The sequence below is a fragment of the Rhizobium sp. 01T444 genome, assembly GCF_056398305.1.
This window is the reverse complement of record NZ_JBFTPD010000011.1, coordinates 67329-91256: the sequence shown is the minus strand read 5'-3', so window position 1 is coordinate 91256 and position 23928 is coordinate 67329. Positions and strand designations below refer to the sequence as shown.

Genomic DNA, 23928 nt, shown 5'->3' with positions numbered 1-23928 from the left:
TTTGGTAACGCTATGTGATTGAACTGATTGCGCTTCGTTCGAGTTGATCACCCGACCAACTTAGAAAGAGAGGCTTGTCATGAAGAATATTATCATCGCTTCTGCATTTGCTGCGGTTACGATTTTCGCCGCTGCTCTGCCTTCGCAGGCGGCCAGCGTAACCATCACAAATGACAATGGCGGAGACGGATATCACCACCGCATGGCGGATCGTCCTTACTACCGCCATCACCTGCCGCCGCGCCGCGTTTCGCATGATTGCGTGACCCGCACGGAACGCATCCATAGCCACGGCGAAACCGTGATCAGGAAGACCCGTGTCTGCCGCTAAGATACGAAGACCCCGGCTGGAGACCCGGCCGGGGTCTGCTGTTCTCAAACATGAGGAACTTCGGAATTTTTCCCGCGTTTTACCGGCAAAACAGGAGTATCCATCATGCGTATTCGAATGACTCTTCTTGCAATTGGCGGCGCAATCGCCTGCGGTCTGCTCATCGCCATCAGCTACCAGCCGCAAGGCCCCGTCGCCACACATAAGACCGATCGGCTCGTCGGTGAAAAGGCCCCCGCCGGTTTCCTGACCGAGCGCTTCGGCTGATCAGCTGAGCGACGGCTTGCGTGCCACGACGTGGAAATATTCCTCGTCTGCCAGCGTTTCGCCACCAAGCGGGCGACCATCGACTGAAAAGAGCAACGGCTCGCCGGTAAAACGGCTTTCGGTGAGTTGTGAGCGCAGCTGACCGGGTGTCGTGGCATAGACCATGATGCCGAAATCATGGGCGCGATGCAGCAAGATCGCATGTTCGCCATGCCGCTGCTCCAGTGGCGCGAAACGACGTTCCCGCACCAGTCCCATTGCGTGCTTGAGGAGCCGGAAGCTCAGCTTCACCGGATGATTGGACCAGACGATGGAAGAACGGGCGCGGTTTTCACCAAAACCATGCCAATTGCGATTGAAGGTCGAAAAGGCAAACGTGCCGCCGGCCTTCAGCACGCGCGATACTTCACGCAGGACCGATCTGCGTCCATCCGCATCGACGGAGTCGATACCGTTATAGCTGAAAACGACGAGATCGAAGGAGCCATTGGCAAAGGCTGAAAGATCACGTGCATCCATATTTTCAAAACGAAGGCCCGGATGGTTGGAGCGCGCAAGCGTCACCATCTCGGGCGTATAGTCGATACCGACATAGTTGTCCGCCTCGCTGGCAAGAAGCGCTGCGGTGCGGCCTCCGCCGACACCGATATCGAGGACGCTGCCGCCCTTCGCATTGGCGAGGCCAATGCCAAGCGCCATACGTTCGCCTTCATTGATGAAGCCGTTGCTATTGCGATAGTCGCGTCGGGAGAGCGGGCTGCTCCATGTCCGACGATTGATCATTTCCATCTGATGCATCAAAACACCTGACTTTCGGGGGCTGGAATAGGTCCAAACCTAGGTCAGAGGTCGGCGCGAATAAACTTACGGAAAGTTAATATTTGGTTAATAGTTAATGTCGAACATTAACCATCGAGTCCGCAAGCAAAATACGGTTGCGAACCGTATGCACGCCTTCAACTGTTCTTGCGATGACTGTTGCCCGCTCGATTTCATCAACCGTACCGACGTGGCCGCTCAAAACGATCTCGTCGCCTTCGGCCGTAACCTCGACATCGGATGCATCGATACCGCCAGCAACGGCCAGTGCATTGGCAACCGCAGATTCCAGCGTCGCACGATTGGCATATTCAGCCTCAGCTTCGGGCAGATGACCATGAAATGTCTGTTCCTTGAAGACCATCGTTCTGTCCTCCTTGGTGGTGAGGGAGAAACGCTGCTGACAGGACTTTGGTTTCGCCTACCAGCGAAGCTGATAGTTCAAATTGACATTTCCCGTCCGCCCCGTCGAAAGCGGATCGGACACAGACGCGCTCAGGCCGAGATTGGGTAGGATGTTCTGGCTGACGGCAACGGTACTGGAAAAGTCGCCATTGAAATCGCTGACGCTGCTCCCGGCCGAAATCGATGTGCCGGTCCACGGATAGATCAGCTTGACCGCCTGGGAAGCCGACACCGTCGCCTGCCGCGCATCGACGGCGCTGTAACCGAGGCTCACCGCGCGTGTCGTCTGCATGTCGAGCGAATCTGAGAGTATCCAGCTTCGCGAACGGCTGAGCATAAGCGCGCCGCTGCCGCGTAACGTATCGACCTGCAGCGTCACATCCTGCTGCGCACGGCTGGCCGGCGTAACGCTCACCTTCTGCAGCTTGCCCCAGAGCATCGCCTGGCCAGAATTCGGCAACGGTGCCCCGCTCTTGTTGGAGGCTAGCGCGAGATCTGCGCCGGCGCTCGTCTCCCATTCCATCGGCAGGCGGAACCCGACCGTCGTTTTGTAGGAACTGGTGGATACCTTCACCGGCGACCAGATCACCAGATCATCCGCAAATACCGGATTGGCCAGCGGCAGAAGGGCAAAAACAAAGCATGCAATCTTTATTTTCGTCATAATATCGCATCGTTTTGAACTAGCACGCCGATCGCGCACCAATAGGCGCAGAGCGGACGTGGAGCGCTCGCATCGAACGCAATGAAGGATGGCGCAGACACACAATCCCGGTTCAGTCTTCGATTTTTGTTTGGCCCCGCGGCCAGTGGCATAAATTGCCGGTTGCTCGTCGGGCACATCAGTGCCCAGCGGATTTGCCTTTTTCGACCGCAACCGGCCGCAGCAAATGATCATCCCCTTGAGGACTGTTGTCAGGATCACATCATGGCGAACCTATGTAAACCCCTCTGGAGTTGAAATTTGCTGCACCGCACACTTGCTGCCTCCCACGATCCCCTGTAGAGCCGATGCCGAATATGCAATTTCTTGCGAAATCGACCATGATGACGAGCGAAACCGCGCCTCGGCGCCTCAGTATCTTCGGTTCGACCGGCTCGATCGGCCAAAATACGCTCAATGTCATCGATCATCTGGGCGGCCGGGACAATTTCGAAATTTCCGTCCTGACCGGCAACGGCAATGTAGAATTGCTGGCCCAGCAAGCGAAATCGTCGGGCGCGCAGCTGGCCGTCATCGCCAATGACCGGCATTACGAATCACTGAAAAGCGAGCTTTCGGGCAGCGGCATCGCAGTCGCTGCCGGCAAATCCGGCCTGATGGAGGCGGCAGACCGCGAGGCGGACTGGGTGATGGCAGCCATCGTCGGCACGGCCGGCCTTGCTCCTACTCTTGCCGCGGCGCGCCGCGGCGCCGATATCGCGCTCGCCAACAAGGAATGTCTTGTTTCGGCAGGCGATCTCTTCATCGAGTCGGTGAGAAACGGTGGCGGCAAGCTGTTGCCTGTCGATAGCGAACACAATGCGATCTTCCAGGTGCTGGAGGAAAACCAGCGGCATGCGGTGGAACGTATCATCCTGACGGCATCAGGCGGTCCCTTCCGCACGTCCTCGCTGGAGGAGATGGCCAACGTCACGGTCGAGACCGCACGCGCCCATCCGAGATGGTCGATGGGCCTGAAGATTTCCATCGACAGTGCGTCGCTGTTCAACAAGGCGCTGGAGATGATCGAGGCGAAGCACCTTTTCGGCCTGCGCCCCGAGCAGGTGGAGGTGATCGTTCATCCGCAGTCGGTCATCCATTCGATGGTCGGCTATACGGATGGCTCGGTGCTGGCACAGCTCGGCGCACCGGATATGCGCACCGCAATCGGCTACGCCCTCTCCCATCCGCGCCGAGCGAACCTGCCGATCGAGCGGCTGGATTTCGCCAAGCTCGCGCGGCTGGACTTCGAGGCTCCGGATGAAAAACGTTTCCCTGCCCTCCGGCTTGCCCGGTTGGCGATGACGCGCGGCGGCGTCCAGGGCGCAGTGCTGAACGGCGCCAAGGAAGTGGCGCTCGAAGCCTTCATCGAGGGTCGCCTGCCCTTCCTCGCCATGGCCGAGATCACCGAAAAAGTGATGGACGATCTCATCAATCTGCCAGCGGCCGCGACGATGGACGACGTGTTCGCCGCAGACAAGGAAGCCCGGCAGCGGGCTGCCGGGCTCATCCGATAAAGAAATTTTCTTATCAGGCGCCGTGACGTCAAGCGACGTGACGGGCAAGCGCACAGCGCGACCAGAGCGAATGCAGCGCGCTGACGAGATGCTCGATATCGGCATCCGAATGCAGCGGCGTCGGCGTGATGCGCAGGCGCTCGGTCTTCTTCGGCACCGTCGGATAGTTGATCGGCTGCACATAGACACCGAAATTGTCGAGCAGCAGATCCGATATCCACTTGCACTTGGCAGCATCGCCGACCATGACCGGCACAATATGGCTCGGGTTCGGCATGTGCGGAATGCCCTGCTGGTCAAGCAGCGTGCGCAGCTTCCGAACGCGATCCTGATGGCGAGCTCGCTCGAAGGGGCTCGCCTTTAGATGCCGGATCGAAGCGATCGAGCCGGCAGCGAGGGCCGGCGGCAGCGACGTCGTGAAGATGAAGCCCGATGCAAAAGAGCGGATGAAATCACAGAGCGCCGTAGAAGCCGCGATATAACCGCCCATGACGCCGAATGCCTTCGCAAGCGTGCCTTCGATGACGGTGATCCGGTCCATCAGGCCTTCGCGCTCGGCAATACCGCCGCCGCGCGGGCCGTACATGCCGACGGCATGCACTTCATCGAGATAGGTCATGGCGCCATACTTGTCGGCGAGATCGCAGATTTCCTTGATTGGCGCGATATCGCCATCCATCGAATAGACGGATTCGAAGGCTATGAGCTTCGGCGCCTTGGGATCGGCAGCAGCGAGCCTGGCTTCGAGGTCGGCCACGTCATTGTGCTTCCAGATGACCTTCTCGCACTTGGCGTAGCGGATGCCCTCGATCATCGAGGCATGGTTGAAAGCATCGGAGAAGATGATGAGGCCGGGGATCTTGGCGCCAAGCGTACCAAGCGCGGCCCAGTTGGAAACATAGCCGGACGTGAACGTCAGCGCGGCTTCCTTGCCATGCAGATCAGCGAGCTCCTGCTCAAGCAGAACATGGTAGTGGTTGGTGCCAGAGATATTCCGGGTGCCTCCCGCACCCGCGCCACAGTGATCGATGGCTTCCTTCATCGCCTCGATCACCTTGGGGTGCTGGCCCATGCCGAGATAGTCGTTGGAGCACCAGACGGTCACTTCCTGTTCGCCATTCGCCGTGTGGCGCGTCGCACGCGGAAAGTTACCGCGATGGCGCTCCAGATCGGCAAAAACGCGGTAACGGCCCTCAGTGTGAAGCCCGTCCAGCTCGCTTTTGAAAAACGCTTCGAAATCCATCATATGCTCCAGTTCGTACGGCTGTTTCTTGCTGAGACGGCAACCGCACGTCAACCCTTTCGTCCCTGATTTAACATCAACTGCGGCAAAAGGCGCAGACTTTTGAATGATTCCAGATAAAAAATACGCGAGCCGTGATCAGGGAAATTGATCGACGTCAATTCCGGCGGAAAATTCGCTTTTAATCGTGGAAAGAAACCCGCGCCTTACTAAAAAAAGCTCGCTGATGGTGGACAAGCCCTTCTTGCGACATAGTTTTCGGGCTAGCCTGAGAAAAAACAGGTTAGGGACGACATCCGCCCGCTGGGGCGCCAAAACCTCGGAGAGAAGAATGAAAAAAGTCCTCGTACTCGCGTTGATCGGCCTTTCGATCGCAAGCTGCACGCCCACGCAACAAGGTGCCGGTATCGGCGCAGCGTCTGGTGCCGTTATCGGCGGCGTGGTCACCGGCGACGTGCGCGGCGCGGCAGTCGGCGCAGCGATCGGCGGCGTTTCGGGCGCGCTTATCGGCAGGGTCGCAGAACAGCCCGGCCAATGCTATTACCGGGACCGGTACGGTCGCCGCTACATCGATGATTGCCGCTGAGATCTGCAATCAGAATGGGAAAAATGGAAATCCCGGACCCTCGTCCGGGATTTTTTTGTACTAAATTAGTGCGCCAGCAGTTTAAATTGGTACACGTGGCGCGATTTTGCCGCTAAGCTTGCTATCGGCTGGGCAACGCAGAGCTTCATTTTAATGTAACCAAAAAGCGGCGGATGCGGATTAGAGGGACGGGCCTGAGAACGGGTATTGCGTATCGAGCAGGCGCCATGGTGGTGGTCGCAGCGGCGGCTGCATTTTCACCAGTCCTCGTGGGCAATGCTTACGCATTCAAGCTTTTTGGCATCACCATATTCGGCAAGGACGAGGACGAGAACCTGCAGGTGCCCGATCCTGTGCGGTATGATGTCGACCTCGAAGCCGGGACGGCCGATAGCGACCTCAAGGAGGCGCTGGAGAACAGCTCTCGTCTCGTCGGCGACAAGAACCGTCCGGTTTCAGGCGATCTGGGCGTCGTCGTGAAAGCCCGCGACGACCGCGACAGGCTGATCGCCACACTCTACGAAAAGGCGCGCTACGGCGGCGTGGTGACGATTACCATCGACGGCCGCAACATAGACAATCTGCCGCCGAACCCGACTTTCGATCGTTCAAAGCCCGTCCCGGTCAAGGTGGATATAGCACCTGGCCCGGTCTTCACTGTCAATGAAGTGCAGTTCGGCGGCGATGCCGCGCACCGCAATCCCGCCGATTATGATCTGGCGCCCGGCGAGCAAGCCGGCTCGCTCGCCGTCATCAAAGCCGGTGATACGATCGTCGACCAGTTGAAGAGCGAAGGCAGGCCCTTTGCCAAGCTGACGGAGCGGCGCGTGGTCGCCGACCATAGCAAGAACACCGTCGATATCGTTCTCGCTGCCGAAGGTGGTCCGGTTGCTCCGATCGGCGACGTCGGCGTCACTGGCGAGGAAAGGGTCAAGCCGGAATTCATCCAACGTTATTCCCGCCTGCAGAAGGGCGAAGCCTATTCGCCCGAGGCATTGAGGAAGGCAGGCGAGCGCCTGCGCGCGCTTGGCGTGTTCTCCAGTGTGACGATCCACGAAGGCGACGCACTGGCCTCCGATGGTACCTTGCCCATGACGATCGAGGTTTCCGAGGGCAAGCGGCGCTACCTCGGCATCGGCGCGCAATATTCGACGATCGACGGTTTCGGCGTCAACGGTTACTGGGGCCATCGCAACCTGTTCGGCGGGGCCGAATCGCTGCGCATCGAAGGCGCCGTCTCACGCCTCGGCGAAGCGTCCGACCTCGGCGATCTCGACTACTCCGCCGGCATTCTCTTCACGAAACCGGGCTTCATCAATCCGTCCGCCACCCTTAAGGCCGGGATCGTCGCCAAGACGCAAAATCCGGATGCCTATAATGCCAAGCTCATCACCGCCTCGCTCGGCCTCTCCTATGAATTGACGGATCAGGACACCATCTCCGCAGCCGGCGAGGTGAGCTTTGAGAATGACGACGACGCTTTCGGCAACAACAATTATCTGACCTTCACGCTGCCGATCACCTATGATCGCGACGCCCGCGACGACAAATTCAATCCGACCGGGGGCTACCACGCCACGCTGTCGGCAAAGCCGGGCTATGAGTTCTTGAACGGAACGGTCTATTCGGCCTTCGAGGGCTCGATATCAGGCTATCTCGGTCTCGGCGCCGAAGACGGCATCGTCCTCGCCGCCAAGCTCGCGGCCGGCACGCTGATCGGCGGCGACGGCGTTCAGGATATTCCCGCCACCCAGCGTTTCTTCGCCGGCGGCGGCGGTTCCGTGCGTGGTTACGGCTATCAGGAAATCTCGCCCTATAACGAAAACGACGAGGCCACCGGTGGTCGCTCCTATGTAACCGGCTCCTTTGAGGCGCGTATCAGGATCACCGATACGATCGGCATTGTGCCCTTCCTCGATGTCGGCACGGTTTCGGACAGCATTGCGCCTGATTTTTCCGATATCAGGGCCGGCGCAGGCGCCGGTATCCGCTATGCAACACCTTTCGGCCCCCTTCGGCTTGATTTTGCCGTACCGCTGAACAAGTACGACGGTGGGACGGATTATGGAATTTATGCCGGCATAGGCCAGTCGTTCTAGGCCAGTTATCAGAAATGCCGATTTCGCAGTGTTTTCCGACCTGTGAGCTGTCATGAAAACGGGATAGTGTCCGCTCTTATGCAAATGTTGGCGAAAATCATGAACTGGATAATGCGGCTCGTCGGCTACGGCCTCGGCGCGGCGATTATCCTTGCCGTCATTGCTTTGGCGATCTTCGGCTTCACCTCCTTCGGTGCCCGCATCATCACCGAAAATGTCGCTTCCGCGCTCTCCAACCGCGATATGACGATATCCGTGCGCGAACCCGAGGGCCTGCTGACCGGCGGCTTGCGCGCAGCCGAGATCACCCTGTCGGACACGCGTGGCACATTTGCAGAAATCCGCGGCATCGCCGTCGACTGGAATCCACTAGCGCTGCTGACTGGTACCTTCCACGCCAGACAGGTCTCAGTGGCCTCCATCGACGTGCGGCGCCAACCGGTACGCACCCTCCCTTCCAGGCCGGCGACTCCGGAGGAAGGAAGCAGCGGGGGCTTCCGGCTGCCGCTGAAGATCGATATCGAGCATATCGCCTTGCCCGATATTTCCCTTGGCGCACCGCTGACCGGCCGCGCCTTCTCGCTTGCCGCCACCGGCAACCTCAGAGCCGATGGCGATGGCGGTGAAGCGCTGGTTAACGTCAACCGCCATCAGGTTCCCGACGCCAAGCTCTCCGCCGATATCGCCTTCACCCCGGCAAACAGCCATTTGCGGCTGAACGCCCAACTTGCCGAACCGCAGGGCGGCCTGCTCGCCGGCTTTCTCGGTCTGCCCGGCAGCCCGGCGGTCAATATCGCGCTCAACGGCGAAGGTCCGATCTCGGACTGGAACGGCAAGCTGCAGGCTGCCCTCGATGGCCAGCAACGCGCCTCGCTGGAAGGCAAGCACGCAATCACGCCCGACGGCTTGCATCATCTCGACCTCAAGGGCGGCGGCGATGTAAGCTCGTTGCTCCCCATGGCATTCCGGCCGCTTTTTGCAGGCCAGACGAATATCGATGTATCCGCGACCTTCGACAATCATGGCAAGATCGATATTCAGACCGGCAATCTCGCGACCGGCAGCGTCGTCATCGCCGCTTCCGGCACGCTCGATCCTGCCGGCAATAACAGCCTGAATGCCAATGTGCTCGGCACCTCGGGTCCGGTCGATTTCCGCTGGCCGCTTGCCGATGGCGAAGCGCGCTTCATGATTTCGGGCCTCAATCTGGCGATGACCGGACAGGCGCAGGCCGTGCGCATCAATGCCAGCGGATCGCTGGATTCCGCCACGATGCCGCAGGCCGATATCGGCAACGTCAAGCTGACGGCCAAGAGCGATGCTTTCAATCTCGCCAATGGTGCCGGCGATATCCAGTTGCGCCTCGTCGCGGGTGACGCCACCTTCACCGAGCCCAACCTCAACCGCGCCGTTCGGGGTCCGATCACACTCGTCGCGCCGCTTCAGATTTCGCGCAACGGCATCGGCTTCAACGGCACGACCGTCGAAAGCGCCAATATCGGCGCCGATCTCAACGGCTCCTATCGCCTGGCCGACCATACGCTGACCGGCAATGCGAAATTTACCGTCCAGCCCGCCGCCTTGCCGCCGGCTGTTGCCGAAAAGTTCGATGCACCGATCAACCTCGAAACCCAGATTGCCGGCACGATCCCCTCCAAGGTGACGCTATCGAACATCACGATCAAATCCCCGACCATCGAGGCAGGCGGCAATGTCGCGCTCGAAGATGACGTGCTGACGGCCGATCTCGCCGGCAAGCTTCCCGATATCGGCAAGCTGCTGTCGGGCACGAGCGGGGAAGCGGATTACAGCATCAAGGCAAGCGGCACGCTTCCAGCACTTGCGCTCACCGCCAATGTGAAAGCCGCCAGCCTGCAGATGGCCGATCGCAAGGTCGGCGATCTCAACATCGACCTGACGGGCTCTGCCGATCCTGCTGCTCCGCAGGGCCGGATCGCCGCCACCGGCACGATCGACGGCCAGCCGATCGGCATCAATGGGGACGTCAAATCCGAGAAGGGGATCATTTCTATCCCCGCGCTGACGGCCGATGTCGGCAGCAATCGCCTGGCGGGCAACCTCACGCTTTCGTCAGGCATGACGCCGGCTGGTGCGCTCACCTTTGACTTCCCTGATATCAGCCTGCTTGCCGCTCTCGGTGGCCAGAAGGCGGAAGGCGACCTCAAGGGCTCCGTCGATATCACCGGCAATGACGGCAGGATCGCGCTCAAGGTTGCCGCCAACGGCAGCGGCATTCGCCGAAATACGCTGACGATCGCCAAGCCGACGATCGACGTGACCGTCAGCGATATCATGGCTTTTGCGGCGAGCGGCACGATACGGGCCGACGAGTTCGGCGTCGGGACCAACAAGCTTACCGGCATTGCGCTTGATTTCGTCCAGCAGCAGACCCGCACCAACTTCAATCTGGATGCAGGCTATGACGGCAATCCGCTGCAGGCCGCCGGCAGCGTGCAGTCTGCAGGCGGTATGATCGATCTCAGTCTCGATCGCTTCGCCGCCAAGCCGCACAACATTCCGGTCGAACTGGCGTCACCCGCACAGGTCAACGTCACGAAGGGAGTTGCCAGCCTGAACGGCCTGACCGTCAAGACCGGCAGCGGCTCGGTATCGGTCACCGGTTCGGCTGGTGAGACCCTGAAGCTCGATGCCGTCATCACCGACCTGCCGGCAAGCCTTGCCAACAGCTTCGTTCCCAATCTTGCCGCTGACGGCACGATTTCCGGGACGGTGAACGTAACCGGGACACCGGCCGCCCCCGCTGTCAATTTCAAGCTCGATTGGAAGGATGCGGCCACCAGCCATACAAAAGGCGCCAGCATCGCCCCTCTCGGCATCTCGACATCGGGCACCTTCGCCGACAACAAGCTGAACTTCGATGGCGGCATTAGCGGCGCTGACGGCCTTTCCTTGAAGGCGGCGGGCGACGTCGGCCTTGCGGATCCGAATGGCCCGACCCTCAATATCAACGCCGACATCGTCAGCCTGCCGGCAAAGCTCGCCAACGGCTTTGTTCCCGATCTTGCTGCAGAAGGTACGATTTCGGGAACGGTCACGGCAACAGGCACGCCCGCGGCACCAGCGGCCGATTTCAAGCTGAACTGGAAAAACGCCGCGACGAGCCAGACAAAGAGCGCCAAGCTTGCCGGTCTGTCGCTCAACGCATCCGGCAGGTTTGCGGATAACAAGCTCGATTTCGATACGGCGCTCACCGGCAAGGGCGGACTATCGCTGAAAGCGCTCGGTAATGTCGCTATTACCGGAACCACGATCGGCAACATCAAGGTCGATGCCGAACTTGCGAATGTTCCGGCCAATATCGCCAACGGTTTCGTGAAGGATCTCGACGCCGGCGGAACGATTTCCGGCACAGCCTCGGCGTCAGGCACGCCTGCCGCACCGGCTGCCAATTTCAAGCTCAGCTGGCAGGATGCCACGACACGGCACACCAAGACCGCCGGCCTGACCGGACTGGACCTTGCGGCAGCCGGCCATTTTGCCGACCAGAAACTCGATTTCGATGCCAACCTCGCCGGACCGAAAGCTCTGTCGCTGAAGGCGACGGGCAATGTCGAGCTTGCTGGGACGGCGGTGCGCAATCTAAAGGTCGATGCAGATCTCGCAAACCTTCCAGCCGGCCTTGCGAACGGCTTCGTTCCCGATCTGGGCGCCGAAGGCACGATTTCCGGCAAGGCGTCGGCCTCCGGCTCGCTGCCGACACCGGCAGTCACCTTCGATCTGGCCTGGGCAAATGCGGCAACGCGCCAGACAAAGAGCAACCGACTCACCGGCCTTTCCGCCAAGGCCACTGGCAAATATGAAAACAACAGGGTCGATTTCGACGCCAATCTCGGCAGCGATAATGGCGCGCTTCTGAAGGCAAATGGCGGCGTGACGATCAGTGGCACGACAATTCGCGATCTCGCAGTCAATGCCAACATTGCCGGCCTGCCGGCAAATATCGCTAACGGCTTCGTACCCGGCCTCGGCGCCGAAGGCACAATCTCCGGCACCGCCGTCACCTCGGGTACGCCGACGGAACCGGTGGTCGATTTCAAGCTCGACTGGACAAACGCGGCAACGCGCCAAACCAAGACCGCCGGTCTTTCTGGCCTGGCGCTTGCCGCTTCGGGAAAATATGTCAGCAACCGTCTGGATTTCGACGCCGATTTGAATGGCAAAGGTGGCGTCTCGCTGAAAGCCGCCGGCAATCTCGCATTGGCGGGCACCACGATCCAGGGCATCGATGCCAAGGCTGATATCACCAATCTGCCGGCTGCTGTCGCCAACGGGTTCGTCCCTGATGTTGGAGCCGAAGGCATCATCACAGCGACGGCGACGGCCTCCGGATCGCTCACCGCCCCCTCCGCCGATTTCAAGATCGAATGGAAAAACGCCGGAACGAAACAGACCAGGACTGCCGGCCTCTCCGGCCTGACGCTCGCCGCTTCGGGCAAACTCAGCAAAGACCGGCTGGATTTCGACGCGAATCTCAACGGCAATGGCGGTGTCTCGCTGAAGGCAGCGGGCAATCTCGATATAGCCGGAACGACCGTCAAGGGCGTCAACGCCAAGGCCGATGTCACCAATCTGCCGGCGGCCGTCGCCAATGGGTTCGTTCCAAACCTTGGTGCCGAAGGCGCCATCACGGCGACAGCGACTGCCTCGGGATCGCTTCCCCTTCCCTCGGTCGATTTCAAGGTCGACTGGAAGAATGCCGAAACGAGCCAGACCAAGGGCGCCGGCCTTGCGCCGCTTACAATCGGCGCTAGCGGCAAGCTGGCAGACAACCGCCTGACGGTCGACACCAGTCTCGTCGGCGACGGTGGACTTTCTCTGAAAGGCGGCGGCACTCTCGCGATGACAGGCAACCGTGCCATGTCGATGCGTTTCAACGGCAGCCTTCCCTTCGCCGTTCTCGGCGCGCAGCTCGCCCAGCAAGGTCTCGTTGCCGAAGGCGTCGCCAATGTGAATCTGGAGGTCAGCGGCACGACGGCTGCCCCTGTCATCAACGGCACAGTGACGACGGATGGCGCGAAGCTGATTGACGTGCGCCGCAACCTCGCCCTCGAAGGCCTTGGCGCGACCATCACGTTCAACGGCCAGCAGGCCGTCATTTCGCGGCTGAACGGCAGGCTCGCAAGCGGCGGCTCGATCTCGGCGAGCGGCTCGGTTGGCATCAGCGGCAGTTTCCCCGCCGATCTTTCCATCCGCCTGGACCACGCGGTCTATGTCGACGGCACGCTGGTTGTCGCAACAGTCGACGGCACGCTCGGCCTTAGGGGACCGCTGCTTTCCAATCCCACGCTTGATGGTAAGCTTCACATCGACAAGGCTTCGATCACCGTACCGGAGAGGCTGCCGACATCGCTGCGTGAAATCGATATCCGCCATATCCACGCGCCGCCCGCCGTGCTCGCCCAGCTCAGGGACAATGCTCAGCAGCAGCCCCGGGAAAAATCTTCGACCATCATGCTGGATATCCAGCTCGATGCACCCTCACAGATCTTCGTGCGCGGCCGTGGCATCGATGCGGAAGTCGGCGGCAACATCACGATCCGCGGCTCGGCTGCCGCGCCCGAAGTTGCCGGTGCCTTCACCATGCGTCGCGGCCGTCTGACGATCCTCAACCGCCGTCTCGATTTTTCCGACCGCAGCCGCATCACATTTGCTGGCGACCTGACGCCCGCCCTCGACATGGAGGCCACTTCCACGTCAGGCACGACGACGCTCACGGTGGATGTCGCGGGCCTCGCGACCGACCCCGCCATCACTTTCTCCTCGTCGCCTGCCCTACCGCAGGACGAAGTGCTGGCCCAGCTCATCTTCGGCCAATCCATGTCCCGCCTGTCGCCGGTGCAGATCGCCCAGCTTGCCGATGCCGTCAGCCAGCTCGCCGGCAATCGCTCGACCTCGCTCTTCGAAGGCCTCCGCAACCAGCTCGGCGTCGACGACCTCGACATCAGCACGGATGCAAAAGGCCGGACCAGCGTCAGTGTCGGCCGCTACCTCAACGAACGGACCTATTTCGAGCTGCAGCAGGGCGGAGAAGCCGGCGCCAAGGCAATCATCAATCTGGATGTCGGCCGCGGTGTGAAGCTGCGGGGTGCCGCCGGCGGCAATGGTGCAGGCGAAGCGGGCATCGTCTACGAGCATGAATATTGAGGCCAGCCTGGAAAATTGAAGCCTAAAAGCTCGCCTTGCTGGTCTTCAGCAGAATGTTGGTTTCGGTGGTATTGATGCCGTCGAAGAGGCGTATCCGGCGCAGCGTCTCGTCGAAGGAGACGAGGTCACGATCCTCGAGCTCGGCGACGAAATCCCATTTGCCGTTGGTGCTGTGCAGCGCGCGCACCTGCGGCAAGCCGCGAAGCTGGGTTGCCACCTTGTCGGCAAGTTTACCATGCACTTCGATCATGACGATGGCCCGAACGCCGGCGGAACGCGTCTCGTGACCGGTGCGGATGGTGAAGCCGGCAATCGTGCCATTTTCGACCAGCCGGTCGATGCGCGTGGCAACCGTCGCCCGCGAAGCCCCCGTCAGCGCCGCAAGCGAGGAGACGGAGATTCGCGCATTGTGCCGAAGTGCACTCAGAAGCTCGTTGTCGAGATCGTCCACGGTTTCACTTTGTCAAATTAGCTTTATCAATCTGCGTAATCATAATCCATTTCTGACACTTTTCCATCTATTTGCCGCCGCCACTTTATCCCACTATCGGCCAAAACAGGCCTCAGAACGGAGCCCTCGGAATGGAAGTACAATCTCGATCTGTCGCTCTTATCGGTGTTCCCCTCGAAGAAGGATCCGGCCGCAGAGGCGCGGGCATGGGACCGACAGCATTGCGTATTGCAGGCGTCGCCAAGGCGCTGAGCGATCTCGGCCACACTGTTGTCGACACGGGCGATCTCAGCATCGTCCCGGCCAGGGACCTTCCCAATCATCCGAACGCACATAATCTTCGCATCGTCGGCGCCTATACGCGTGCCCTCGAAGCAGCCACCTATGATGCGGCGAAAGCCGGCCACTTCCCGCTGATCCTCGGTGGCGACCACAGCCTCTCCATGGGCAGTGTCTCAGGCATGGCGCGTTATGCCGCCGAAAAGGACCGCCCGCTCTTCGTGCTGTGGCTCGACGCCCATTCGGATTTCAATACGCCCGAGACCTCGCCGTCAGGCAATATTCACGGCATGCCCGTCGCCTTCTTCTGCGGTCTGGCAGATTTTGCAGAGATTCTGCCGAAGGACCGTGCACTCGTCGATCCGAAGAAGATCTTCCAGGTCGGCATCCGCTCAGTCGATGCCTCCGAGCGGGTCGAAATCCGCAAGCACGGCGTCAACGTCTTCGACATGCGCTCGCTCGATGAACAGGGCGTGGCTATAATCCTCCGCCAGATCCTGGAAACGATCGAGAAGGCGAACGGCCTGCTGCATGTCAGCTTCGACGTCGATTTCCTCGATCCGGATTTTGCGCCCGGCGTCGGCACCACCGTTCCCGGCGGCGCCACCTTCCGCGAAGCGCACCTCATCATGGAGATGCTGTCCGACAGCGGCCTCGTCTCCTCGCTCGACCTCGTCGAACTCAATCCTTTCCTTGATGACCGCGGCAAGAGCGCCCGCATCATGGTGGAGATGACGGCAAGCCTCTTCGGCCGCCGTATCTTCGATCGTCCTACACGCGCCGCATAAGGGAGCACCGGCCATGAACATCTCGTCGAACCTCATCGCCACCGAACAACGTCTTGGAGCCAATAACTACAAGCCGCTTGATGTCGTGCTGACGCGGGGGGAAGGTGTTCATGTCTGGGATACGGATGGCAAGCGCTACCTCGACTGCCTCTCGGCCTATTCTGCCGTCAACCAGGGCCATTGCCATCCGAAGATCCTTGCCGCCATGGTCGAGCAGGCCGGCCGCCTGACACTCACCTCGCGCGCCTTCCGCAACGACCAGCTCGCCTATCTCTATGAAGAGCTGGCCGCGCTGACTGGTTCCCACAAGATCCTGCCGATGAACTCAGGTGCGGAAGCCGTCGAGACTGCCATCAAGGCGGTTCGCAAATGGGGCTATGAGGTGAAGGGCGTCCCGGAAGGCAAGGCGGAGATCATCGTCTGCTCCAACAATTTCCACGGCCGCACGCTGAGCATCATCAGCTTCTCGACTGACCCCGACGCCCGTACCGGCTTCGGGCCCTATACGCCGGGCTTCCGCATCGTTCCCTTCGGTGATGCAGAGGCCTTCGCGACGGCCATCAATGCCAATACCGTCGCAGCACTGATCGAGCCGATCCAGGGCGAGGCTGGCGTCATCATTCCGCCGGCCGGTTACTTCACCCGTGTGCGCGAGCTCTGCACGGCAAACAACGTCACGCTCATCCTCGACGAAATCCAGACCGGCCTTGGGCGCACCGGCAAGCTGCTCGCCGAAGAACATGAAGGTATCGAAGCCGACGTGACTCTCATCGGCAAGGCGCTTTCCGGCGGTTTTTATCCTGTTTCAGCCGTGCTTTCGAATTCTGAAGTCCTCGGCGTGCTCAAACCCGGCCAGCATGGCTCGACCTTCGGCGGCAACCCGTTGGCCTGTGCGGTCGCCCGCGCGGCCCTGAAGGTGCTGACTGAAGAAGGAATGATCGAGAACGCCGAGACGATGGGCGACTACTTTCTCGAAGGCCTGCGCTCCATTCGCTCCAACATCGTCAAGGACGTGCGCGGCCGTGGCCTCATGCTCGCGGTCGAATTGGAGCCGGAGGCCGGTGGTGCCCGGCAATATTGTTACGCCCTCAAGGATCGCGGCCTTCTCGCCAAGGATACACACGACCACACGATTCGCTTCGCGCCGCCGCTGGTCATCACCAAGGAACAGGTCGATTGGGCGATCTCGCAAATTGAAAAGACAATAACCTAAAGTAAAGTTGCGGATTACTTTGCAACCGATGCCGGATATTCTCAGATGAAACTAGATTTCATCTGTTAAAATTCATGCGAAGCTGTCAAAATCCGGTCGAAAGTAGATTTGGTTACTAATTCTTAATCAAGAAATTATATTTAATTGATGCGATTAGAGATCAGCTCCGCATCTTAGAGCCATGGGGTTCACGAATGAATTGGGCCGATCCGCCGCGTTTGCGGGGCCGGACGGACTTTCAAGTATTGCCGGATATACTGCAGTTTTACTGCGGTCCGTCATGCGCGAAATCCGAACCATTCTCCGAGACATCGGCTGGTTGCCATCACACATCGGGGGATTGAAATGTCATTGTTTTCGTTGGGTGCGACGCCGGATTCACGTGCGATCGTCACAGCTCTCATGAAATCGCAGGCGACGATCGAATTCGACCTGCAGGGAAAGATCCTGAACGCAAACGAGAATTTCTGCCGGGCGCTGGGGTACAAGCTCAGCGACATTGTCGGCAAGCATCACAGTATTTTCTGCGAGCCGGATTATGTCACCTCCGCAGCCTACCGGGAGTTCTGGCAGAAGCTTGGCAAGGGCGAATTCGATGCCGGCGAATACAAGCGCATCGGCAAAGACGGCCGCGAGGTCTGGATCCAGGCTAGCTACAACCCGCTGATGTCGGGCGGCAAACCCTACAAGATCGTCAAGCTGGCAAGCGACGTGACCGCCGCCAAGCTGAAAGCGGCCGATGCCGAAGGCAAGATCGCTGCCCTCTCGCGGGCTCAGGCCGTCATCGAGTTCACGCCGGACGGCGAGATCCTGCAAGCGAACGACAATTTCCTCTCGGTCATGGGTTACCGGCTGGAGGAGATCCGCGGCAAGCACCACAGTATGTTCTGCGAGCCGGACTATGTGCGCTCCGAAGCCTATAAGGAATTCTGGAAGAAGCTCGCCGCCGGCCAGTTCGTTGCCGAGGAGTTTTTGCGCATCGGCAAAGGCGGCAAGGTCGTCTGGATCCAGGCATCCTATAATCCTATCTTCGATATGAGTGGCCGCGTCTTCAAGGTCGTCAAATTCGCAACCGACGTCACCGAGCGCGTCCGTGCTGTCGATGATCTGGCAACCGGCCTGACCGCGCTTGCCGAGGGCGATCTGACGAAGCATGTCGAAAATCCTTTCCCGCCCGCGCTGGAGAAGGTCCGGACCGATTTCAATGCCGCGATCGACAGGCTCGGCAGCGCCATGCGCACGGTTCTCAACAACGCCGAGGCGATCGCCAGCGGTGCGCGTGAAACGAAGGAAGCCGCAGACGTGCTGTCCAAACGCACCGAACAGCAGGCCGCAACCGTCGAGGAAACCGCCGCCGCACTCGATGAAATCACCCAGACTGTTGCCGACAGCGCCGGCCGCGCCGCCGAAGCAGGCGGGCTTGTCGCGGAAACGAAGCGCGGCGCAGAACATTCCGGCAGTATCGTCCGCAAGGCGGTCGACGCCATGGGTCAGATCGAGAAATCCTCGCGCGAGATCAGCAATATCATCGGCGTGATCGACGAGATCGCTTTCCAGACCAACCTGCTGGCGCTGAACGCCGGCGTCGAGGCAGCGCGTGCCGGCGAAGCCGGCAAGGGTTTTGCAGTCGTCGCCCAGGAGGTACGTGAACTCGCACAGCGCTCGGCCAGCGCCGCCAAGGAGATCAAGGCGCTTATTACCACCTCCTCGGAGCACGTGAAAAGCGGTGTCGACCTTGTCGGCCAGACCGGCCAAGCACTGGAACGGATCGTCGCCCAGGTCGGCAATATCGACATCAACGTCACGGCGATCGTCGAGTCCTCGCGCGAACAATCGACCGGGCTTGTGGAAATCAACAAGGCCGTCAACATCATGGATCAGGGCACACAGCAGAATGCTGCCATGGTGGAAGAGACGACGGCGGCCAGCGCCCGACTCTCGTCCGAGACTGAAAACCTTCGCAATCTCGTCTCACAGTTTAGATTTGGGCAACACTCTTCCGTTAATGTCATCGATAACCGTAACGATGCTTCGCCGGGTGCAAAGCCATCGCGTGGTATGAAGGCAAAGCTCGTCCGCGCCAATGGTGGCGCTGTCGCTTCTGCCCTGGCTTACGATAGTTGGGAAGAATTCTAATGGCCACGATCAACTCCACTAGCTTCAGCGGCGACACGCTCGAAATCATTGCCTTCCGCCTGCACGATCAGGAGTTTTGCGTGAAGACCACGACCATCCGCGAAATCCGCGGCTGGGCGCCGTCGACGCCGATCCCGCACTCTCCGGAAGATGTCATCGGTGTCATGAACCTGCGCGGTTCGGTCATCCCGATCATCGACCTCGCCTACAAGCTCGGCATGAAGAGCACTGTCGCCAATGAACGCAGCGCCATTGTCGTCGCAGAAGTGCACAATATGGTCATCGGCATGCTGGTTGATCGTGTTTCCGACATCCTGACGATTTCTTCCAGCCATGTTCAACCCGTTCCGGAAGTGACCGCGTCCTTCGACCGTGCGTTCTGCGAAGGTATCATCGCTTCCGAAAACGGCATGATCTGCTTCCTGAACCTCGCAAAGATGTTCAAGGAAAACGAGACGGACGAACTGGCCGCCTGATCGCCACGCCAAGCAGTTTGCCAAATAATTGAGATAAGAACCGCCCCGCAAGGGCGGTTTTTTATTGTTCACGCTTCAATGCGAGCTGAACGTGTAATTTTCTCGCGAAAATGCATATTTATTAGTATTCACTTTTATACAGAAAATTTACCGCCGCCACGCCGCGATGGTGGAGGAGAGCACAGCCGCCAGTCGTGATCTTGCCGCAGAGGCCGATGCATTGCGGACGTTGCTCACGCAGTTCCAGCTCCCCGGCGGTAATATCGCCGCGACGCGGCACATGACAGAGCTAGCGGCCTCTCCGGCCCTGCATCTTGTTACCCGCGTCCCGAGAGCCCGTGGCGCGGCGGCGCCAGCCGCCGAAAGCTCGGAAGAATTCTGAACCAGTTTCAGTCGAATAGCGCGTGCCGCAGCAAAAGCGGCACGAGCTCCTACTGATCATAGCCTTTGGTCGGCACTCCGAAAAACCGCCCGCCGATGTCGGTTTATCGAAGTGGCTGTTCTGCCGGCTCTGGTTTCCGGATCAGGGGCACAGCCTGCAGCACGAGTGCGTCGAGGCCATTATCTTCCTTTTCCAGGATTTCGAAGAGTTGCCGCCGCATGCGCGGCTCCCAGAATTTGTTGATATGCGTTGCAACCCCTTGCGCAGCCTCGCTTTCGGGCTGTGTCTTGAAGAAGGTTGCGATCTGGTTTGCCATATAGACGAGTTTGGTCTTGGTATCATGCGACATCGGCGATGCTTCCTGGCGACAGGCGATGCGGGTGGGTGAAAATCTCGAAATCCTCACCGCGAACGAGGGCGACAAGCGTCATGCCGGCTTCCTCGGCCGTGCGGATGGCAAGTGCCGTCGGCGCGGAAATGGCGATCAGCACGGGCGCGCCGAGGATCGCCGTCTTCTGAACCATTTCGACGGAAAGGCGGCTGGTAACGGCGACAGCGCCGGAAGCGCCGGCCTGCCCCGCCCTGATGACGGCGCCACAGAGCTTATCGAGCGCATTGTGCCGGCCGACATCCTCACGTACGGCGATCAATCCCTTGCCGGGGATGTAGAAGCCGGCGCCATGAACGGCTCGCGTCTCGCGATGCAGTGGCTGGGAATCGTTGAGCAGCGCGATCGCCTGCACGATATCAGCATGCGACAGCGACAGCTCGGTCTTGGAAACATCAGGCACCTTCCTGACCGCCTGCTCGATCGACTCGATGCCGCAGAGGCCGCAGCCGACAGGCCCTGCCATGCTGCGCCGCCGCTTTCTGAGCGCGTCCTCGACATCATCAACAAGCGTCACCTGGACGTCGATACCCTTCTCGTCCTCGATGAGCTCGACACCAGCGACCTGGCTGCGGTCGGTGATAATGCCCTCCGTAAGGCTGAAACCGACCGCGAAATCCTCGAGGTCACCGGGCGTACCCATCATGACGGCATGCGAACTGCCGCCATAGGAAAAGGCGATCGGCACTTCCTCGGGCACGATACGCTCGCCCCGTGTCATGACGCCGCCCCTCCGGGCGACCTCCGTCACGCTTATGCGGGTCGGCCTTTCCGTCATTATTCCGCCGCCTCCATCTTGCTGGCGATGCGGCGGGACTGACGGGCCTGCTCGTCATACTCGACCTGCCACTCGGACGGGCCGTTGGAAGGCGAAACCTGCACCGCCGTCACCTTGTATTCCGGGCAGTTGGTCGCCCAGTCGGAAAAGTCCGTCGTGATGACATTCGCCTGCGTATCCGGATGGTGGAAGGTCGTATAGACGACGCCGGGCGCCACGCGATCGGTGATCAATGCGCGGAGCGTCGTATCGCCGGAGCGGCTCCCGAGCTTCACCCAATCGCCATCGCGGATGCCGCGCTGTTCGGCATCATGCGGATGAATTTCCAGCCGGTCTTCGGAGTGCCAGATGACATTTTCGGTGCGGCGTGTCTGTGCCCCGACATTATACTGGCTAAGAATGCGGCCGGTGGTGAGAAGCAGCGGGAAGCGCGGACCTGTGCGCTCGTCGGTCGCCACATATTCCGTGCGGATGAACTTGCCTTTGCCGCGCACGAACCCATCCACATGCATGATCGGCGAGCCGAGCGGATGCTGCTCGTTGCATGGCCACTGAACGGAGCCCATCTTGTCGAGATAATCGTAAGAGACCGAAGCGAAGCTCGGCGTCGTCGCGGCAATCTCGTCCATGATCTCGGACGGATGCGTATAGTGCCAGTCGAGGCCCATGGCCTGGGCGAGCTTCTGCGTTACTTCCCAGTCGCCATAGCCGTTGCGTGGCGTCATGACCTTACGCACGCGGTTGATGCGGCGCTCGGCATTGGTGAAGGTGCCGTCCTTTTCGAGGAAAGTAGAACCCGGCAGGAAGACATGCGCATAGTTCGCCGTCTCGTTCAGGAAGAGATCCTGTACGACGACGCATTCCATGGCGGCAAGACCGGCGGCGACATGTTTGGTATCGGGATCGGACTGCAGGATGTCCTCGCCCTGAATGTAGATACCCTTGAAGGAGCCATCGACGGCAGCATCCAGCATGTTCGGAATACGCAGGCCCGGCTCGTTGTTGAGCTTCACGCCCCAGAGCTTTTCGAAGATATCGCGCGTCGCATCGTCGGAGATATGGCGATAGCCCGGCAGCTCGTGCGGGAAGGAGCCCATGTCGCAGGAGCCCTGTACATTGTTCTGGCCACGCAGCGGATTCACACCGACGCCTGGACGGCCGATATTGCCGGTCGCCATGGCAAGATTGGCGATCGCCATGACCGTCGTCGAGCCCTGGCTGTGTTCGGTGACGCCGAGACCGTAATAGATGGCGCCATTGCCGCCGGTCGCGAAAAGCCGGGCAGCGCCGCGCAGATCTTCCGGCTTCACACCGGTAAACTTCTCGACGGCTTCCGGGCTATGCTGCGGCTCGGCGACAAAAGCCGCCCAATCCTCGAACTCCGACCAGTCGCAACGCTCACGGATGAATTTCTCGTCGTAGAGGCCTTCGGTCACGATCACATGCGCAAGCGCCGTCATGATTGCGACATTGGTGCCGGGCTTCAGCGGCAGATGGAAAGATGCCTCCACATGCGGCGAGCGGATAATATCGATACGACGCGGATCGATGACAATAAGCTTGGCTCCCTGCCGCAGCCGCTTCTTCAGGCGCGAACCGAAGACCGGATGGCCGTCGGTCGGATTGGCACCGATGATGATGACCACATCGGACTGTTCGACGCTGTCGAAATTCTGCGTACCGGCCGATGTGCCGAAGGCCTGACCCAGCCCATAGCCTGTCGGCGAATGGCAGACGCGAGCGCAGGTATCGACATTGTTGTTGCCGAAGCCGGCGCGGATCAGCTTCTGGACAAGGTAAGTCTCTTCATTGGTGCAGCGGGACGATGTGATACCGCCGATCGCTTCGCGACCATACTGATACTGGATGCGGCGGAACTCGGAAGCGACATGGGCGTAGGCCTCGTCCCAGGTCACCTCACGCCAGGGATCCGTCACCTTCTCGCGGATCATCGGGTTGAGGATGCGGTCCTTGTGGGTTGAGTAGCCATAGGCGAAGCGACCCTTGACGCAGGAATGGCCGCGGTTTGCCTGCCCATCCTTCCACGGCACCATGCGGACCAGCTCTTCGCCACGCATTTCCGCCTTGAAGGAGCAGCCTACGCCGCAATAGGCGCAGGTCGTGACGGCCGAATGTTCCGGCTGGCCGATGCGGATGACTGATTTTTCCGTCAGCGTCGCGGTCGGACAGGCCTGAACGCAGGCGCCGCAGGACACGCATTCGGAATCGACGAAATGCTCATGCATACCGGGCGAAACGCGCGACCCGAAACCGCGCCCCTCGATCGTCAGCGCAAAGGTGCCTTGAACCTCCTCGCAGGCACGTACGCAGCGGGAGCAGACGATGCACTTCGACGGATCATAGGTGAAGTACGGATTGGACTCGTCCTTCGGCATCCATTTCAGATTGATCTCGCCGCTGTTGCGCGCCTTGACATGATTGTCGCCCTCATAGCCATAACGCACATCGCGCAGACCGACGGCGCCCGCCATGTCCTGCAACTCGCAATCACCATTGGCTGCACAGGTCAGGCAGTCGAGCGGATGGTCGGAGATATAAAGCTCCATGACGCCGCGGCGGATATTCTTCAGCCGCTCCGTCTGCGTATGGACGACGATGCCGGACGCCACCGGCGTGGTGCAGGAGGCGGGCGTTCCGTTGCGGCCGTCGATTTCGATCAGACAGAGACGGCAGGAGCCGAAGGCATCGACCATATCGGTCGCGCAGAGCTTCGGCACCTGAATGCCGGCATCCATGGAGGCGCGCATGATCGAGGTTCCCTCAGGAACCGTCACCTGCCGGCCGTCGATGGTCAGCGTCACCATTGTTTCGGATTTCGAAGCCGGTGTTCCGTAGTCGATTTCGTGAACAAGAGACATGG

General features: G+C 60.1%; 18 protein-coding genes. 10 read left to right on the top strand and 8 right to left on the bottom strand.

Annotated elements, in window-relative coordinates; translation table 11 throughout:
* Positions 1-79 precede the first annotated feature (79 nt).
* Positions 80-331 carry a hypothetical protein gene (locus AC1DTN_RS16805; RefSeq protein ID WP_113319724.1) on the top strand — a complete coding sequence of 84 codons (252 nt, stop codon included), beginning with the start codon at positions 80-82 and terminating at the stop codon, positions 329-331.
* Between the two features lie 105 nt (positions 332-436).
* Complete coding sequence (locus tag AC1DTN_RS16800) at positions 437-598, top strand: hypothetical protein (RefSeq protein ID WP_310384905.1); 162 nt, start codon at positions 437-439, stop codon at positions 596-598.
* On the opposite strand, the gene AC1DTN_RS16795 is transcribed toward AC1DTN_RS16800, so the two are convergent.
* The 3 genes from AC1DTN_RS16795 to AC1DTN_RS16785 form a co-directional block, all read right to left on the bottom strand.
* Positions 599-1396, bottom strand: coding sequence for a class I SAM-dependent methyltransferase (locus AC1DTN_RS16795; RefSeq protein ID WP_113319725.1), 798 nt, complete (start codon positions 1394-1396; stop codon positions 599-601).
* 94 nt (positions 1397-1490) lie between these two features.
* Positions 1491-1781: a BON domain-containing protein gene (locus AC1DTN_RS16790; RefSeq protein ID WP_113319726.1), complete on the bottom strand. Its 291-nt coding sequence runs from the start codon at positions 1779-1781 to the stop codon at positions 1491-1493.
* 57 nt (positions 1782-1838) lie between these two features.
* Positions 1839-2486, bottom strand: coding sequence for a hypothetical protein (locus tag AC1DTN_RS16785; protein ID WP_310384911.1), 648 nt, complete (start codon positions 2484-2486; stop codon positions 1839-1841).
* Positions 2487-2866: 380 nt separating this feature from the next.
* On the opposite strand from AC1DTN_RS16785, the gene dxr reads away from it, so the two are divergent.
* Positions 2867-4042, top strand: coding sequence for a 1-deoxy-D-xylulose-5-phosphate reductoisomerase (gene dxr, locus AC1DTN_RS16780; protein WP_439016744.1), 1176 nt, complete (start codon positions 2867-2869; stop codon positions 4040-4042).
* Positions 4043-4070: 28 nt separating this feature from the next.
* Here the strand turns inward: dxr and hemA are convergent, their stop codons facing one another.
* The gene (gene hemA, locus AC1DTN_RS16775; RefSeq protein ID WP_439016745.1) at positions 4071-5285 is read right to left on the bottom strand and encodes a 5-aminolevulinate synthase; all 1215 of its coding nucleotides are present in this window, start codon (positions 5283-5285) and stop codon (positions 4071-4073) included.
* A 331-nt stretch (positions 5286-5616) separates the two neighbouring features.
* On the opposite strand from hemA, the gene AC1DTN_RS16770 reads away from it, so the two are divergent.
* The 3 genes from AC1DTN_RS16770 to AC1DTN_RS16760 all read left to right on the top strand — a co-directional run bounded on the left by AC1DTN_RS16770 (position 5617) and on the right by AC1DTN_RS16760 (position 14156).
* Positions 5617-5871, top strand: coding sequence for a YMGG-like glycine zipper-containing protein (locus AC1DTN_RS16770; RefSeq protein WP_007822262.1), 255 nt, complete (start codon positions 5617-5619; stop codon positions 5869-5871).
* A 173-nt stretch (positions 5872-6044) separates the two neighbouring features.
* Complete coding sequence (locus AC1DTN_RS16765) at positions 6045-7970, top strand: autotransporter assembly complex protein TamA (protein WP_477921838.1); 1926 nt, start codon at positions 6045-6047, stop codon at positions 7968-7970.
* Between the two features lie 78 nt (positions 7971-8048).
* Positions 8049-14156, top strand: coding sequence for a translocation/assembly module TamB domain-containing protein (locus AC1DTN_RS16760; RefSeq protein ID WP_477921837.1), 6108 nt, complete (start codon positions 8049-8051; stop codon positions 14154-14156).
* Positions 14157-14178: 22 nt separating this feature from the next.
* On the opposite strand, the gene AC1DTN_RS16755 is transcribed toward AC1DTN_RS16760, so the two are convergent.
* A complete protein-coding gene (locus AC1DTN_RS16755; protein ID WP_113324229.1) occupies positions 14179-14607 on the bottom strand; it encodes an Lrp/AsnC family transcriptional regulator in 429 nt (142 codons plus the stop codon).
* 131 nt (positions 14608-14738) lie between these two features.
* Between AC1DTN_RS16755 and rocF the strand changes: the two genes are divergently transcribed.
* The 4 genes from rocF (at position 14739) to AC1DTN_RS16735 (ending at position 19499) form a co-directional block, all read left to right on the top strand.
* Positions 14739-15674, top strand: coding sequence for an arginase (gene rocF, locus AC1DTN_RS16750; RefSeq protein ID WP_477921836.1), 936 nt, complete (start codon positions 14739-14741; stop codon positions 15672-15674).
* 13 nt (positions 15675-15687) lie between these two features.
* Positions 15688-16887, top strand: a complete 1200-nt coding sequence (gene rocD, locus AC1DTN_RS16745) for an ornithine--oxo-acid transaminase (RefSeq protein WP_477921835.1) — start codon at positions 15688-15690, stop codon at positions 16885-16887.
* Between the two features lie 345 nt (positions 16888-17232).
* Positions 17233-19023, top strand: coding sequence for a methyl-accepting chemotaxis protein (locus AC1DTN_RS16740; RefSeq protein WP_477921833.1), 1791 nt, complete (start codon positions 17233-17235; stop codon positions 19021-19023).
* The gene (locus AC1DTN_RS16735) at positions 19023-19499 is read left to right on the top strand and encodes a chemotaxis protein CheW (protein WP_113324233.1); all 477 of its coding nucleotides are present in this window, start codon (positions 19023-19025) and stop codon (positions 19497-19499) included. Before AC1DTN_RS16740 ends, AC1DTN_RS16735 begins: the two co-directional genes overlap by 1 nt.
* Positions 19500-19984: 485 nt before the next feature.
* Here the strand turns inward: AC1DTN_RS16735 and AC1DTN_RS16730 are convergent, their stop codons facing one another.
* Genes AC1DTN_RS16730 through fdhF form a run of 3 tightly spaced genes read right to left on the bottom strand, consistent with a single transcriptional unit; the run spans position 19985 to position 23926 of the window.
* On the bottom strand, positions 19985-20230 hold the full coding sequence (locus AC1DTN_RS16730) for a formate dehydrogenase subunit delta (protein WP_192728947.1): 246 nt from the start codon (positions 20228-20230) through the stop codon (positions 19985-19987).
* Positions 20220-21047 (bottom strand): formate dehydrogenase accessory sulfurtransferase FdhD, encoded by an 828-nt coding sequence (gene fdhD, locus AC1DTN_RS16725; RefSeq protein ID WP_477822232.1) that lies wholly within the window; start codon positions 21045-21047, stop codon positions 20220-20222. The genes AC1DTN_RS16730 and fdhD overlap by 11 nt, the downstream gene beginning before the upstream one ends.
* The gene (gene fdhF / locus AC1DTN_RS16720; protein WP_477921831.1) at positions 21047-23926 is read right to left on the bottom strand and encodes a formate dehydrogenase subunit alpha; all 2880 of its coding nucleotides are present in this window, start codon (positions 23924-23926) and stop codon (positions 21047-21049) included. Before fdhF ends, fdhD begins: the two co-directional genes overlap by 1 nt.
* Positions 23927-23928 lie beyond the last annotated feature (2 nt).

Excerpts from the sequence above, each read along its gene's own strand:
- rocF (WP_477921836.1), top strand. The coding sequence starts at position 14,739 with ATGGAAGTACAATCTCGATCTGTCGCTCTTATCGGTGTTCCCCTCGAA.
- AC1DTN_RS16740 (WP_477921833.1), top strand. The coding sequence starts at position 17,233 with ATGTCATTGTTTTCGTTGGGTGCGACGCCGGATTCACGTGCGATCGTC.
- AC1DTN_RS16765 (WP_477921838.1), top strand. The coding sequence starts at position 6,045 with ATGCGGATTAGAGGGACGGGCCTGAGAACGGGTATTGCGTATCGAGCA.
- dxr (WP_439016744.1), top strand. The coding sequence starts at position 2,867 with ATGATGACGAGCGAAACCGCGCCTCGGCGCCTCAGTATCTTCGGTTCG.
- AC1DTN_RS16785 (WP_310384911.1), bottom strand. The coding sequence starts at position 2,486 with ATGACGAAAATAAAGATTGCATGCTTTGTTTTTGCCCTTCTGCCGCTG.
- fdhF (WP_477921831.1), bottom strand. The coding sequence starts at position 23,926 with ATGTCTCTTGTTCACGAAATCGACTACGGAACACCGGCTTCGAAATCC.
- rocD (WP_477921835.1), top strand. The coding sequence starts at position 15,688 with ATGAACATCTCGTCGAACCTCATCGCCACCGAACAACGTCTTGGAGCC.
- AC1DTN_RS16770 (WP_007822262.1), top strand. The coding sequence starts at position 5,617 with ATGAAAAAAGTCCTCGTACTCGCGTTGATCGGCCTTTCGATCGCAAGC.
- AC1DTN_RS16795 (WP_113319725.1), bottom strand. The coding sequence starts at position 1,396 with ATGCATCAGATGGAAATGATCAATCGTCGGACATGGAGCAGCCCGCTC.
- AC1DTN_RS16805 (WP_113319724.1), top strand. The coding sequence starts at position 80 with ATGAAGAATATTATCATCGCTTCTGCATTTGCTGCGGTTACGATTTTC.
- AC1DTN_RS16730 (WP_192728947.1), bottom strand. The coding sequence starts at position 20,230 with ATGTCGCATGATACCAAGACCAAACTCGTCTATATGGCAAACCAGATC.
- AC1DTN_RS16735 (WP_113324233.1), top strand. The coding sequence starts at position 19,023 with ATGGCCACGATCAACTCCACTAGCTTCAGCGGCGACACGCTCGAAATC.
- hemA (WP_439016745.1), bottom strand. The coding sequence starts at position 5,285 with ATGGATTTCGAAGCGTTTTTCAAAAGCGAGCTGGACGGGCTTCACACT.
- AC1DTN_RS16800 (WP_310384905.1), top strand. The coding sequence starts at position 437 with ATGCGTATTCGAATGACTCTTCTTGCAATTGGCGGCGCAATCGCCTGC.
- AC1DTN_RS16760 (WP_477921837.1), top strand. The coding sequence starts at position 8,049 with ATGCAAATGTTGGCGAAAATCATGAACTGGATAATGCGGCTCGTCGGC.
- fdhD (WP_477822232.1), bottom strand. The coding sequence starts at position 21,047 with ATGACGGAAAGGCCGACCCGCATAAGCGTGACGGAGGTCGCCCGGAGG.
- AC1DTN_RS16790 (WP_113319726.1), bottom strand. The coding sequence starts at position 1,781 with ATGGTCTTCAAGGAACAGACATTTCATGGTCATCTGCCCGAAGCTGAG.